The sequence below is a fragment of the Dactylosporangium sp. NPDC050588 genome (genome assembly GCF_040654975.1).
Lineage (GTDB): Bacteria > Actinomycetota > Actinomycetes > Mycobacteriales > Micromonosporaceae > Dactylosporangium > Dactylosporangium maewongense.
Genome location: NZ_JBFAJA010000031.1, coordinates 47,777 through 61,952, shown reverse-complemented (window position 1 = coordinate 61,952; position 14,176 = coordinate 47,777). Strand labels below are relative to the sequence as shown.

At 73.0% G+C, this 14,176-nt stretch carries 10 protein-coding genes and 1 pseudogene; 8 read left to right on the top strand and 3 right to left on the bottom strand.

Annotation, left to right across the window (positions count from 1 at the left end; all coding sequences use genetic code 11):
* The first annotated feature begins 59 nt into the window (after positions 1-59).
* Together AB0I21_RS22640 and AB0I21_RS22635 are read left to right on the top strand one after the other, a co-directional pair.
* Positions 60-968, top strand: coding sequence for a LysR family transcriptional regulator (locus AB0I21_RS22640; RefSeq protein ID WP_360563867.1), 909 nt, complete (start codon positions 60-62; stop codon positions 966-968).
* Between the two features lie 154 nt (positions 969-1,122).
* Positions 1,123-3,495 carry an Hsp70 family protein gene (locus tag AB0I21_RS22635; RefSeq protein ID WP_360563865.1) on the top strand — a complete coding sequence of 791 codons (2,373 nt, stop codon included), beginning with the start codon at positions 1,123-1,125 and terminating at the stop codon, positions 3,493-3,495.
* A gap of 261 nt (positions 3,496-3,756) precedes the next feature.
* Here AB0I21_RS22635 and AB0I21_RS22630 read toward each other — a convergent pair whose 3' ends face one another.
* A complete protein-coding gene (locus tag AB0I21_RS22630; RefSeq protein WP_360563863.1) occupies positions 3,757-5,031 on the bottom strand; it encodes a glycosyltransferase 87 family protein in 1,275 nt (424 codons plus the stop codon).
* A gap of 61 nt (positions 5,032-5,092) precedes the next feature.
* Entirely contained in the window at positions 5,093-5,479 is a 387-nt protein-coding gene (locus AB0I21_RS22625; protein WP_360563950.1) for an aldehyde dehydrogenase family protein, read from the bottom strand.
* Positions 5,480-5,496: 17 nt separating this feature from the next.
* Here AB0I21_RS22625 and AB0I21_RS22620 point away from each other — a divergent pair, with 17 nt between their 5' ends.
* From AB0I21_RS22620 to AB0I21_RS22605, 4 genes and pseudogenes are all read left to right on the top strand, one after another.
* Positions 5,497-5,808, top strand: a complete 312-nt coding sequence (locus AB0I21_RS22620; RefSeq protein ID WP_360563948.1) for a flavin reductase — start codon at positions 5,497-5,499, stop codon at positions 5,806-5,808.
* Positions 5,805-7,315 (top strand): annotated as a pseudogene (locus AB0I21_RS22615) (4-hydroxyphenylacetate 3-hydroxylase N-terminal domain-containing protein). Before AB0I21_RS22620 ends, AB0I21_RS22615 begins: the two are co-directional and overlap by 4 nt.
* Positions 7,312-9,348, top strand: coding sequence for a UbiD family decarboxylase (locus AB0I21_RS22610; protein WP_360563861.1), 2,037 nt, complete (start codon positions 7,312-7,314; stop codon positions 9,346-9,348). Before AB0I21_RS22615 ends, AB0I21_RS22610 begins: the two are co-directional and overlap by 4 nt.
* 130 nt (positions 9,349-9,478) lie before the next feature.
* A complete protein-coding gene (locus tag AB0I21_RS22605) occupies positions 9,479-10,732 on the top strand; it encodes a sugar efflux transporter (RefSeq protein WP_360563859.1) in 1,254 nt (417 codons plus the stop codon).
* Here AB0I21_RS22605 and AB0I21_RS22600 read toward each other — a convergent pair.
* Positions 10,710-11,003, bottom strand: a complete 294-nt coding sequence (locus tag AB0I21_RS22600; RefSeq protein ID WP_360563857.1) for a transcriptional regulator — start codon at positions 11,001-11,003, stop codon at positions 10,710-10,712. The two genes, AB0I21_RS22605 and AB0I21_RS22600, sit on opposite strands and share 23 nt — an antisense overlap.
* Before the next feature lie 220 nt (positions 11,004-11,223).
* On the opposite strand from AB0I21_RS22600, the gene AB0I21_RS22595 reads away from it, so the two are divergent.
* Both AB0I21_RS22595 and AB0I21_RS22590 read left to right on the top strand, forming a co-directional pair.
* Positions 11,224-12,057 (top strand): SAM-dependent methyltransferase, encoded by an 834-nt coding sequence (locus AB0I21_RS22595; protein ID WP_360563855.1) that lies wholly within the window; start codon positions 11,224-11,226, stop codon positions 12,055-12,057.
* Between the two features lie 243 nt (positions 12,058-12,300).
* Positions 12,301-14,085: an EAL domain-containing protein gene (locus AB0I21_RS22590; protein ID WP_360563853.1), complete on the top strand. Its 1,785-nt coding sequence runs from the start codon at positions 12,301-12,303 to the stop codon at positions 14,083-14,085.
* The last annotated feature ends 91 nt before the right edge of the window (positions 14,086-14,176 follow it).

Here is a 14,176-nt window from a genome sequence, read left to right as displayed (position 1 = left end):
CGGACCGGTCTCACCGGATGACGGACCGGCCTGGGGGCGGCTGTGACAGACTGCGCACGATGCCGCTGCCGCCCTGGATGAACGATCTGCCGGCGCTCGACCTCCTGGTCTCCGTCGCCGAGACCGGCAGCGTCGGGCGTGCGGCGCAGGCGCACGGGATCACCCAGCCCAGCGCGAGCGCGCGGCTGGCGAAGCTGGAGCGCCGCCTCGGCGTGTCCCTGCTGGTGCGCTCCCGGCGGGGAAGCCTGCTCACCCCCGCCGGCGAGGCGGTCGTCGCCTGGTCGCACGGCGTCATCGACGCCGCGCACGCCCTCGCCGACGGCGTGCTGACCCTGCGCGCCGACCGGCAGGCGCGGCTGCGCCTGTCGGCGAGCCTCACCGTGGCCGAGCACCTGCTGCCGGGCTGGCTGTTAAGCCTGCGCCGCACCCATCCCGGCCTCGACATCGCCGCCGACGTGGCGAACAGCCAGGGCGTCGTCGAGGCCGTCCGCCGCGGCGTGGCCGACCTCGGCTTCGTCGAGTCGCCCGACATCCCCGCGGACCTCGGCTCCCGCGCCGTCGGTGAGGACCGGCTCGCCCTGGTCGTCGCCGCCGGCTACCCGCTCGCCGCGCACGCCTGGCGCGAGCTGCGGCCCAGCGACCTCGCCGACCAGCCGCTCCTGCTGCGGGAACCGGGCTCCGGCACCCGCGACACCTTCCTGAACGCACTCGAACAGGCGCTCGGCTTCCCGCCTGTACTGCCGCACGCCATCAGCCTCGGCTCGACCACGACGATCCTCGCCACGGTCCGCGCGGGCGGCGGCGTCGGCGTGATCAGCGCCCGCGCCGCCGCGCCCGCCGTCGCCGCCGGTGACCTGGTCGAGCTCCGGGTGGCGGGCCTGCACCTGTCCCGCCCGCTGCACGCCTTGTGGCTCGGCCGCGCCCCGACCGCCGTGGCGGCGGAACTGCTCGACATCGCGGCGCGGTGAACGCCGCGACGAGCACCCGATTCCGCGCGCCGGAAGTACGCCCGGCCGTGAAGTGCACTGACTGAAAACGATGGGTCGTTCGGCCGACGAAACCGTCCGGACGTCGTGATCTTCCGTCCCGAAATCGTCGTAGGGCTCCCTTAAGCTCTGCCCCGTGGCGTACCCGCAAGCACAGTCATGGCTGGCCATCGACTACGGCACCTCCAACACCGTGGCCATGTTGTCCTGGCCGGACGGCCGGGTGCGGCCGTTGCTGTTCGACAGCTCCCCGCTGCTGCCCTCCGCCGTCTGCGTCGACGACGACGGCCGGCTGCTGACGGGCCGGGCGGCGCAGCGCAAGGCGCGGCTGGTCCCGCAGGCCTATGAGCCGAACCCGAAGCGGCGCGTCGACGATCTGGAGCTGCTGCTCGGCGAGCAGTCGGTGCCGATCGTGACGCTCGTCGGCGCGACTCTCGGCCGGGTGTGGCAGGAGGCCGTGCGGGCCCTGTCGGAGCCGCCGGCGAAGGTCGTCATCACCTGCCCGGTCGAGTGGGGCCCCGCCCGCCAGTCCGTGCTGCTCGACGCCGCCCGGCACGCCGGTCTGCCCGAGGTGACGCTGCTGCCGGAGCCGACGGCCGCGGCGACCTACTTCGCGACCGTGCTCGGCCGTGAGCTGCCCCAGGGTGGCTGCCTGGTGGTCTACGACCTCGGCGCGGGCACGTTCGACGTGTCGGTGGTGCGCCGCGGTCCGGAGACGTTCGAGCCGCTGTCGTTCCGGGGCCTCGACGACTTCGGCGGCCTCGACCTGGACGAGATCGTGCTGTCGATCGTCGGGGACATCGCCGGCCGCACCGCCCCGGACGAGTGGCAGCGGCTGCGCAACCCGAGCACGACCGCGGAGAGCCGGGCGTTCCGGACGCTGTGGCAGGACGCGTCGGAGGTCAAGGAGGCGCTGTCCACCCAGTCGTCGGCGGCGCTGCTCGTGCCGCTGGTCGACCAGGACGTCCTCGTCACCCGCGAGCAGTTCGAGGAGCTGGCCCGGCCCCGGCTCGCCGACACCATCCGGATCACCACGCAGTGCATGCGGGAGGCGCGGGTCGCGCCGGAGCAGGTCGGCGCGGTGTTCCTGGTCGGCGGCGGGACACGGATGCCGCTGATCGCCACCATGCTGCATCAGGCGACGGGGATCGCACCGACGGTGCTCGACCAGCCGGAGCTGGTGGTGGCCGAGGGGGCGCTGCGGTCGGTGGCGCACCTGCCGGCACCGGCGTTCGCCACGTCCGCCGGGCCGGTCTCCCCACCGTTCGCCCAGCCCGCCGCGCCCGTCACCCCGGCTGCCGCGCCGGCGGCGCCCGCTTCGCCCGCTGCCGCACCGGGCGCGCAGGGGTTCCCGCACGGAGCGCCGGTCGCGCCCGCCTCACCGGCTGCCGGGCCGGTGTCGCCCGCGGTCTCGGTGCCGGTCAGCGGGCCGTTCGCCGCGCCGGTCAGCGGGTCGTTCGCCATGCCGGTCAGCGCGCCGTTCACGCCGCCCGGGTCGCCGGCGGTCGCGCCGGTCAGCGGGCCGAATGCGCCGGTGTCGGCGCCGGTCGGGATGGACTCGCCGGTGAGCGGAGCGCTCCAGACATCGGCGGAGTGGCCGGCCGGACCCTACCCGCCGCAGCCGGGACTCGGCACGGGCTACCCAGGTGTGCCGTCGGTGCCGTCGGTGCCGCCGCAGGGCAGCAGCCGCCCGGCCGAGTTCATCACGATGCCTGCCGGGACCATGGTGCAAGCCGTGGTGCTGACCGTGATCGGTATCGCCGCCTATCTCCTGGGCATCACGCTCGCCGCCGACGAGGCGCGCACCTACTACAGCTCCTACTCCTACACCACCTCGTTCTACGGTGAGGAGGAGGCGGCCAGCGCACTGCTGTTCCTGTGCCTGCCCGGGTGCCTGATGCTCGTGGCGGCGGCATCTGCGGTGGGCGGGCTGCTGCGGCGCCGCCAGCTGCACGTCGACGGCACCGGCCTGCGGCTGCTCGAGCAGGACCCCGGCCCGGACCTGCGGCTCAAGGCGTTCGGCTGGATCGTGCCGTCGCTCGCGCTGGCCATCGGGTCCATCTGCTTCGTCGAGTACTGGTTCGAGGACGGCGACCAGGGCTGGCTGCTCATCCTGCCGTTCCTGGCCGGGCTCGCCGGGCTGGCCCACGGCGTGCTCAAGCTCCGCCGGATCGAAGCCGGGCGCCACCGGTGGCTCGGACAGCTCCGCCAGGCGCCGCCGTCGGCCGCGGGTGCGCGCATGGCGATCGAGACGGATGCGTACCGCTGGGCGGACGTGCACTCCGTCACCGTGCAACGGGTCGGAGCCAACCGGCACCGTTCGGTCGTGATCGTGCCGGCCGACCGCAGCGAGCTGCACAGCCCGGCCTCCGCGCACCGCCGCATCCTGTTCAGCGGGACCGCGTTCGTGTTCGCGGACCTGGACGCCGCCGGGATGCCAGCACGACGGGTGACCGCCGCGATCGAGCAGGTCAGCGGCGGCAAACTGGGCGGCGCCGTCGGTCGCTGATCGCACGGCGGCCGCCGCCGGGGCCCGGGGCGCTGGTCGCCACTGGGCGCGGGAGTGCCGCCATCGGTCAAGGCCGCCGTCGGGCCGGGGTGCCGCCGTTGGTCAAGGCCGCGGTTGGGCTCGCGGCGCCGCCGTCATGGGCGCCGTCGGGCTCGGGGCGCTGCCGTCATGGGGCGCCGCTGGGCCGGGGTGCCGGCGTCGTTCAAGGCCGCGGTCGGGCTCGGGGCGCCGCCGTCGTCGGACTCGGGGTGTCGCTGTTGGTCAAGGATGTCGTTGGGCTTGGGGCGCCGCAGCCGTCAAGGCCGCCGTTGGACCCGGGGTGCCGCCGCTGGCCTTGGCCGTTGCTGGGTCTGGGGCGCCGTCGCCGGACTTGAACGCCGCTGGGTTCGGGGTGCTGCCGGCAGCCGAGGCTGCCGGCGGGTGCGGGGCGTCGCCGGTCTCGGTTGCCGTGCGCAGCAGTGCTGCGAACAGTGCCAGGCTCGCCAGGACGTAGACGTTGCCGACGACCGCGGCCACGATCGCCCGGTCGCCCTCGGTGGTCCAGATGAGCCGGCTGCACAGCACCGTCCAGGCCCCGCCCGCGACGGCGACCGCGCCCGCCTCGGCCAGCACCACCAGCGCGGGGATGAGCCACACCAGGTGGTGGCCCCAGCTGATCGGGCTGCACAGGCAGCCGAGCGCCCCGGTGAGCGCGAGCCCGAGCCGCACGTCGCCGGTGCGGCGCACCGCCCAGCACCAGGCGGCGGCGAGGACCGCCGACAGCACCACCCACGCCGGCACGGCGGCCGCATCCGGCAGTAGCCGTACCAGTGCGCCGTACAGCGACTGGTTGAACACGAAGCCGGGTTCGCCGACGCGGCGGAGCTCGAAGAGGGCGCCGAGCCAGTAGCGCCGGGAGGCGTCCGGCGCGACGGCGGCGGTCAGGGCGCCGGCCGCACCGAACGTGGCCGCGGCAGTGGCGGCCGCCCGGTATCGCCTGGTCGCCAGCAGGTACAGGACGAACACCAGCGGGACGAGCTTCACCGCGGCCGCCAGCCCGATGCCGATCCCGGCGAGGCGGTGCCGCCGCGCGACGAGCAGCCCGAGATCGGCGGCCACGAGCCCGAGCAGCACCAGGTTCACCTGGCCGAACGAGAACACCGCCCGGACGGGGTCGAGCATCGCGGCGCCGGCGGTCGCGCAGAGCAGCACCGCGCCGGGCGGCCAGCCGGTGCGGGCGGTGAGGGGGCCGACCAGCCAGGACAGCACCCCGGTCAGCGCGGCGGCGCTCACCACGAAGCTCGCGCCGACGGCGACCGGCCAGGGCGCGACGGCGAGCGGCGCCATGAGGATCGCGGCGGCCGGCGGGTAGGTGAACCCGTACGGGCTGCCGGGCAGCAGGTACGCATACAGATCCCCGCCGGCCAGCCAGAAGCTGACGGCGCCGCGGTACACCCGCAGGTCGAACAGGCCGTTCCAGCCGGTCAGCGTGGCGCTGACGAGCACGGCGGCGAGGAGGCAGGCACCGGTCGCGACGTACGCCACCCGCTGCCGCATGCGATCACGGTAGCCGCCGATGCTCTGGCCAGCCTCAGCCGTTCGACTGGGAGCCGTTCGATCATGCGAGGGCGGCCGGGGGCGAGGAGGGGGCGCCGTGGATCGCCTTGTAGGCGAGGTAGGCGGTCAGTCCCTCCGGGCCGAGCTCGCGGCCCATGCCGCTGGCCTTCACCCCGCCGAACGGGGCGGCGTGCGAGGTGCCGTACATGTTGACGCCGATGGAACCGGTCTCGATCTGCCGGGCGACCCGCAGGGCGTGCTCGACATCCTGGCTGAAGACGCAGCCGGCGAGGCCGTAGTCGGAGTCGTTGGCGATGGCGATCGCCTCGGCCTCGCTGCTGTACGGGATGACCGCGACGACCGGGCCGAAGATCTCGTCCCGGGCGATCCGCATGCTGTTGTCGACCTGGTCGAAGACGGTCGGCTCGAGGTAGTAGCCGCGGTCCAGGCCGGTGGGCCGAGCCGATCGCGGAGCACTGCTCCCGCCCCGGGGGGTCGAAGGTGCTCCCGCCGGAGTGGCTCATCGACGCTCCACAGTGGACGGCGCCGGCGGTGGCCGGCTCGCTGGCCTTCGTGGACTGCGAAACCTACCGGCACTTCCCGGCCGGCACCCACCACGTCATCGTGGGACGGGTGCGCGGCGTCGGGCTGGGTCCGGCTCCCGATCCTGGCCCGCTGGTGCACTACCAGCGCGGATACCAAGCACTGCACCCGCTACAGGAGACGACGCGCATGCCATTCACCGCACCGCTCACCACCAACGGGAGCGTCCGATGACCCGTAGCGGCGACCAGTACCTCGAGGGGCTGCGCGACGGCCGCCAGGTCTTCATCGACGGCGAGCTCGTCGGTGACATCACCCGGCACCCGGCGTTCAAGGGCGCCGTGCGCTCCGTCGCCGCGCTCTACGACACCGTCGACGACAAGGCCGACCGCGACCAGCTCACGTTCGCCTCGCCGGCCACCGGCGAGCCGGTCAGCCTCGCCCACCTCATCCCGCGCTCGGCGGCGGACCTGACCCGCCGCCGGATCGCGCTCAAGGCGATGGCGGAGCAGACCTTCGGGCTGATGGGCCGCGGCCCGGAGCACGTCGCCGGGTTCCTGGCGGGGTTCGCCGGTCACTCGCACGTCTTCGCCGCCGGCGGCGAGCACTTCGCCCGCAATGTCGAGGCGTTCCACGCCAAGGCCCGCGACGAGGACCTGTACATGACGTACACCATCCTCCCGCCGCAGATCGACCGCTCGAAGCCCGCGCATCAGCAGGCCGACCCGCACCTCTACGCGGGCGTGGTGGCCGAGCGCGACGGCGGCATCGTGGTGCGCGGCGCGCAGATGCTCGGCACCGGCACCGCCGTCTCCGACTACGTCTACCTGAGCAACATCGCGCCGCTGCAGCCCGGCGACGAGGCATACGCGCTCGCCGCGATGGTCCCGGTCGGCGCGCCCGGCGTGAAGATCTACGCCCGCCGCTCGTACGCCGCGGCCTCCTCCAGCCTGTTCGACTACCCGGTCAGCGCCCGCTTCGACGAGACCGACTCGCTGCTCGTCTACGACGACGTGTTCGTGCCGTGGGAGCACGTGTTCGCCTACCGCAACCTCGACGTCGTCAAGCGTCAGTGGTTCGCCACCGCCGGGCACCTGCTGGGCAACAACCAGGCCCAGATCCGGTTCTGGACCAAGCTGGAGTTCCTGATCGGTCTCGCGCACCGGGTCGCGGAGATGAACGGCTCGGTCAACTGCCGCCGGTCAAGGGCGCGCTGGGTGAGATGGCCGCGCAGGTCGCCACCGTCACCGGGCTGATCCTCGCCCAGGAGCAGCACGCGACCGTCGACGAGCACGGCGTGGCGTGGCCCGGCCGCGCCGAGTGCTTCGCCAACATGGCGCTGCAGCCCGACCTGTACGCCAAGCTGCTGGTGATGATCCGCGACCTGTGCGGCGGCGGGCTGATCCAGCTGCCGTCCTCGGCCAACGACTTCGCCAACCCGGCGATCGCCGCCGACGTGAACCGGTTCGTGCAATCCCCGGGATGTCCCGCCACTGAGCGCGTCAAACTGCTCAAGCTGGTGTGGGACATGGTCGGCTCGGAGTTCGCCAGCCGCCATCACCAGTACGAGATGTTCTACGCGGGAGCTCCGTTCGTGGTGAAGATGCGCATGTACGACGCCTACGACTTCGGCGCGGGCCGCCGGCTCGTCGACACGATGCTGGACAGCTACGACCTGAGCGGGTTGCGCGACACCGCGCTCCCGCCGGCCGGCGACGCGCTCGACCCGGTGCGGGGGTGACCTTGGGGCAGGACCTGCGGGGCGCGTTCGAGACGCTGCGGCGGCACGGCAAGGCCGTCGTCGTCGCCGAGCCGGTCAGCTGGGAGTACGAGGCCGCGGCCGTGCTGTGGGAGCTGGCGCACGGCCCGGCCGTCCGCTTCGACGACGTGCCCGGCTACCGGGTCCCGCTGGTCGGCAACCTGCTCAACACCCGCGACAAGCTCGCCTGCGTGCTCGGCGTGGACCACGAGCGGCTCGGCGAGGTGCTCGCCGCCGCCCTCGACACGCCGGTCCCGCCGGCGGTCGTCGACGACGCGCCCTGCCAGGAGGTGGTCGTCACCGACGGCATCGACCTGACCGGGCTGCTGCCGATCCCGGCGATCAGCGAGCGCGACGGCGGCCGGTGCCTCTCCGCCGGCGTGCTGCTGTGCGCCCCGCCCGGCGGCTGCCGGCAGAACCTCGCCATCGCCCGGCTCCAGGTGCAGGGCCCGGACCGGCTCGGCGTCAACTTCGCCCCCACCCACTCCTGGCAGTTCCTGCAGGAGTGGTGGGCGCGCGGCGAGCCGATGCCGGTGGCGGTCGCGCTCGGCTGTCACCCGGCCGTCGTCGCCGCCTCGCAGCTGCTGGTGCCGTTCGACGAGGCGCACGCCGCAGGGGCGCTGTTCGGCGAGCCGCTGCGGATGGTCCGCGGCCGCACCGTCGACGTCCTCGTCCCGGCCGAGGCCGAGATCGTGATCGAGGCGCTGCTGCACCCGGGCGACCGTGCCCCGGAGGGCCCGTTCGGCGAGTTCCCCGGCCTGTACGCGCCGATGCGCGACAACCTGGTGCTGCGGGTCACCGCGGTCACCCACCGGCGTGACCCGTGGCTGACGATGATCGTCGGCGGCAACCACCCCGAGCACCTCGTCACCGGCGCCGTCGCGCGGGAAGCGACGCTGCTGCGGGCGGTCCGCGCGGTCGTGCCGAGCACCCGCCGCGTGGTGCTCACCGAGGCCGGCAGCTGCCGCTTCCACGCGGTCATCGCGATCGAGCAGCGCAACCCGGGTGAGGCCCGCCTGGCGATGCTGGCCGCGTTCAGCACCCAGGACCTCATCAAGCACGTCACCGTCGTCGACGACGACATCGACCCGGCCGACCCCCGGCAGGTCGAATGGGCGGTCGCCACCCGCATGCGCGCCCACGAGGACCTGCTGGTGGTGCCCGGCATGAGTCCAACCCGGTCGACCCGATGTCCGTCGGCCGGACCATCTCCAAGCTCGGCATCGACGCGACCCGCCCGCTGGGCGCCGACCCGGAGCGCTCGGTCCTCGTCGACGTGCCGGCCGGCGTCCGCGACCAGGTCCGCGCCCGCTGGTCCGAGCTGTTCCCCGATGCAGGTGCCTCATGATCGATCCGCAGGACGTCCGGGACCGGATCGCTCCGCGCATCCTGGTCGCCGGGGAGCCCGTTGCCGGCCTGCGCGCCTGCTCGCCGACCTCACCGTCGGCTCGACGGTCGACCGCACCGTCGAGGTCCTCTCCACCACCCCGAAGTCCGGCCGCCAGGGCGACTTCGTCCTGTCCACGGTGCAGACCCGCCTCACCCGCGCGGACGGGGTGCTGGCCGTGGTCGAGACCCAGGACATCGTGTACCGCCCGGCCTCACCCCCGACCTCAGCGGCACCCGTACTGCCGGAGGCGTCCTCGGTCGACGCGCTGCTGTCACAGGCCGGCCCGGGGGAGTGGGTGCTGCGCACGGACCCGGTCCGGCTCATGCGGTTCAGCGCCGCGACCGCCAACGGCCACCGCATCCACTACGACCTGGCCTACGCCATGGGCGTGGAAGGCTACCCGGGCCTCGTCGTGCACGGACCGCTGATGACCCTGGCCCTGCTGGAAACCGTCCGCCTGCGCGACGCCGCCCCGGTGACCGAGGTGACCCACCGAAACATGCGGCCCCTGTTCTGCGGCCAGGAGGCCCGCATCACCGGCACCAGCGAACTGTCACTGTCCACGGTGGACGGCGTGCACGTGACCGTCCGTGTCGCCGGCGGATCCCCGAGCGTCAGCGCGTAAGTTTCGTCGCGAGGACACGCCTGGACTGCGGAGCGTGCATCAGGGGTGACGGTGACGGTAGTGAGCCCGATACGGCATGGGGCATCATCGATGCAGCCGCGGTGGGTGGTGCTGCCGTCGCGATCCAGGGATGTGGATGCAGATGGGCTTCGACGCGGGGCGTGTGGTCGGGACGAAGCTGCCGCACCTGCTGGTCTGCGTCCTGCTGCTGGGCATCGCCGACTCCATGATCGGGCCGTATCTGGTGCTGTTCGGTGCGGACCGGGCGCTCCTGTCCCCGCTGCAGGTCGGTGTGTTCCTCTCCGTCATCGCCGTCAGCGGACTGTTCGTGACGTCCTGGCTCGGTCGCCGGTTCGACCGCGGTGCCGGCCGGTGGCCGGCGTTGGTCGCCGTGCTGGCGCCGGCCGTCGGCTACCTCGCGCTGAGCACGACCACCAGCTACGCCCTGCTGCTGGTCATCGGGGCGGGCCTGCTCGGCGCCGGCCTGGCGGGCTTCTCGCAGGTGTTCGCGCTGGCGCGTACCCACCTGGACCGGGTGTCCGGTGACGCGTCGGGACGCGGAACATTGGCGCTGCGGTCGGTGTTCTCGTTGGCCTGGGCCGTCGGTCCGATCCTCGGGGCGGCGGCCCTGGCGTGGCGTGGATACGGCGGCCTGCTGCTGCTGACATCCCTGGCGTTCGCCCTGATCGCGGCACCGCTGCTGCTGTTGGGTCCGACACCGGTCACACCCCGGGCCGCGCAGCAGTCGCGGACGCCATCCCGGTTGCGGCGGCCGGTGCTGCTGGTGGCGGCCAGTTTCATGCTGTTCAACACCGCGATGTGCGCCGGCTCGGTCGCGCTGCCGCTGTACCTCACGCGCACCCTGGGCCGGACCGACCAGGACGTGGGGCTGCTGGCCAGCACGGGCGCGCTGGCGGAGATACCGGCGGCGCTGGGTCTGATCCTGCTCCCGGCCCGGGTCCGCCGGCAGCGGGTGATCCTGCTGGGCATGCTGCTGTTCGTCGTGTACTTCGTGCTCGTCCCGGCCGGCTCCAGCCTGCCGCTGCTGATCGCCGCCCAGGTGGTCCGCGGCCTGGCCATCGCCGCGGTCAACGCGCTGGGCATCACGTACATGCAGGACCTGATGCCCGAGGCCACCGGCCGCGCGACCGCGCTGTTCGGCAACGCGTTCATCACCGCTTCGCTGGTCTCCGGCGTCGTCGCAGGTGCGGCCGCGCAGGCTCTCGGCTACCGGGCGGCGCTGCTGCTGTGCGGGCTGATCAGCGCCGCGGGCTGCCTGCTGCTCATCAGCGCCCGGCCGGCGCCACGTGACGAACTGCTGGTCGTCCCGCACCACGTGGGGAGCGCCCCAGGGGTCGAGATCAAGCCAGACCGGGATCGATGAGCGCCCGGAGGGCCGCGCAGTGTGCCGTGTAGGCGTTGCGGCCCGTGCGGGTCATCGAGAACGTCGTGCTCGCGCCGCGGCCGTGGCCGTCCTTGGCGGACTTGACATACTCGGCGGCTTCCAGTGCCGACATCTGCTTGGACAGGTCGGAGTCGGTGAGTTGCAGCTGTTCCTTGAGGAACCGGAACGACACCGACGGTGCGTTGGCCAGGATCGCCATCGCCGCGAGCCGCTTGGGGACGTGGATGATCGGGTCGAGGTCGCCGATCACGCCAGCCGGTCCCGGACTCTGCCCGCGGCGACGGCGTACTTGCGCTCGTAGACGACGAGGCCGGCGGTGACGAGCACGAAGGCGACCGCCGCGGCCACCGGCACGCCGACGAACCACCAGGCCGGCGAGTACTTTCCAGTTTGGAAAGTTTGATGCCGGCTCCTCGAGTCGCCGCGGCCGGGATGCACCACTGAAGGTGACCTGTATGTCACGCTGATGGATGGACGTGGCTGGAGAGGGGTTGGCGGTGTTGCCGGAGTGGGTGCCTGATGGTGTCGACATCACCACGCCGAACGCGGCGCGGGTCTACGACTATGCGCTCGGCGGGTTCCACAACTTCGAGGTCGACCGGCGGTTCGCCGAGGACGCCGAGCGCGCCTGGCCGGGCGTCATCCAGCTGGCGCACGACAACCGCGCGTTTCTGGGCCGGGCGGTGCGGTGGCTGGCCGACAACGGGATCCGGCAGTTCCTGGACATCGGCTCGGGCATCCCGACGCTGGGCAACGTTCACGAGGTGGCGCAGTACGCGGCCGCGGACGCGAGGGTCGTGTATGTCGACATCGACCCGGTCGCTGTCGCGCACAGCCAGCGGATCCTGGCCGGCAACCGGTACGCCACCGCCGTCCAGGGCGATGTACGGCGGCCGCAGGACATCCTCGGGCACCCCGCGGTGACCGACCTGCTCGACTTCTCCAGGCCGATCGGCGTGCTGATGGTCGCGGTGCTGCACTTCATCGGCGACTCGGACGACCCCGCGCGGATCCTGCGGGAGTTCGCCGACGCCACCGTGGCGGGCAGCTACGTCGCCGTCTCGCATTCGGTACCGGCCGAGGACACCGCCGGGCAGGAGAACGTGCGACGGCTCTACCAGCGCACGCCGACGTCACTGCACGTGCGTGCCCCCGCCGACGTGGTCGGCCTGCTCGCCGGGTGGCAGGTGGTGGACCCCGGCCTGGTCCCGATCAGCGACTGGCGCCCGGACCCGGAGGACGCGGACGATCCCGCACAGCGGTCGGCGTTCGGCGGTGTGGCCCGCAAGCTCAGCACCGGTTAGGTCCTGAGGTCGTTCACCCGTTCGGGTGGACGGGGTGGTACACGACCTCGGCTGCGGTTCACACTGTGCTTCCAGAGGACTCCCGTCCGCCACGAATGGCAAGGGCAGGTGCATGCGGCAGCCGAGGGCGGTACCCGCGAAGACCACGCCCTGCACGAGGCGTTGCCCATCGTCGGCGACGGGCGATGCCGGCGACCCTCGACCGAGGTTACGCCCGCGGTCGGGCGGGGGAAGTCGCGAGCTGTGACCGGCACTCAACCACGCCCTCAAGCCGACCCGCTGCGGGAACCCGCCGACGAGGTCACGCAGTTCGCGACCGTCTGGGAGCGGAGCCTGCCCAGGACGAACTTCGTGCCCGGTGGGCGGGCCCGCCGCCTCCACGTGCTCCAGACCTTGACCCGTCAGATGCTCACCGCGGTGACCGGCCCGGCGGCCGACCCGCAGGCCGGCTTCCGGGTCGGCCGCGACCTCGTCGACAGCGGCATGTCCGACCCGCAGATCATGGCGGCGAGCGTGCGCTTCCTGCGGCTGCGGCTCCTGACCGACCTCCGGATCACCGGACAGGACGCGGCGGACCGGCTCACCGTGCTGATCGACCAGTTGGCGCTCGGATTCGCCACCACGCTGCAGGACGTGGTCCGCCGCGCGGCGGAGGACGTCGGCCGCGACGAACGCGTGGCATGGCGCACCCACCAGCAGCACCTGCAGCAGCAGGTCCGGCACGCGTTGCTGCACGACCCGCTGACCGGTCTGCCGAACCGGGCGGCGTTCACCGCCTACCTCGAGGTCGTCATCGCCGGGAAGCCGACCGCGCGCATCGGTGTGTGCCTGCTCAACATCCAGCGGTTCGGCGCCATCAACGACACGTTCGGCACCACCACGGCGGACCAGCTGCTGCAGCTCACCGCGCACCGGCTGCGCGGCCTGGCCACCGGACGCGACTACTACCTCGCCCACCTCGGCGCCGACACCTTCGCCCTGGCCGTCGAGGACACCACTGGACCGGACGACGCCATCAAGGCCGCGGACGCCGCCCTGCCGCTGCTGCGGCACCCGTGCCGGATCGACGGACACGACCTGTCCGTCACCGCCATGGCCGGCATCGTGGAGCGCCCCGCCGCCCAGAGCAGCCCCGGCGACCTGCTGCGCGCCGCGGCGATGGCGTTGACCTGGGCGAGGCGCGACAACCCGGCGACGTCATGGACGCTGTTCGAGCCGGCCCGGGAAGCGCTCGACGTCCGGCGCCACCAGCTCACCCACGCACTGCCCGGCGCCGTGGGACGGGGCGAGCTCACCCTCGCCTACCAGCCGATCATCCGGCTGCGCGACAACACCATCGTCGGCATGCACGCCTTACCACGCTGGACCCATCCGGAGTTCGGGCCGGTGCCCGCGAGCGAGTTCCTCGACCTCGCCGAACGCGTCGGAGTCCTGATCCCGCTCGCCGCCCGGCTGCTGCGCGACGCCTGCGCCCGGGCCGCGACCTGGCAGAGCACCCCGGAGCCGCCGATGCTCAGCGTCGACTGCACCATCAGCCAGCTCCGTGACCCCACCATCCTCACCACCGTCACCGCGGCCCTGGACGCCAGCGGCCTGCCACCCGGCCGGCTCCAGCTCGCCATCGCCCAGGAGGCGCTGCACGACCTCAGCGACGACATCGCCTTCACGCTCGACGGACTGGCCCGCACCGGCATCCACATCGCCGTCAACAACACCGGCGGCCCCGCCCACCTCGCCGAGTCCCCGGTCAGCACCGTCATCCTCGACCCGCGTCTCCTCGACGGCATCGACGCCTACCTGCCGACGTACCTGTCGAGCACGACGACGCTGGCCTGGCTCATCGCCATGTTCCACGACCTCGACCGCACCGTCACCGCCATCGACGTCGACCACCGCGACCAGCTCGAAGCCCTCAACGACGTTGGTTGCGACACCGCCCGCGGCGGCTACCTCGCACACCCCATGACGGGTACAGCGGCCGACCAGCTCTTCAACCCCAGCAACCGGCCGCCTCCCACACCACGGTAACGCTACGACACCCACCGACCCCGCCCGCCGCACCGCCGGATCTGCTGAGCGGTGCGGCGTGACGCCCGGTGCCGGCGTGTTGCGGTCGCGG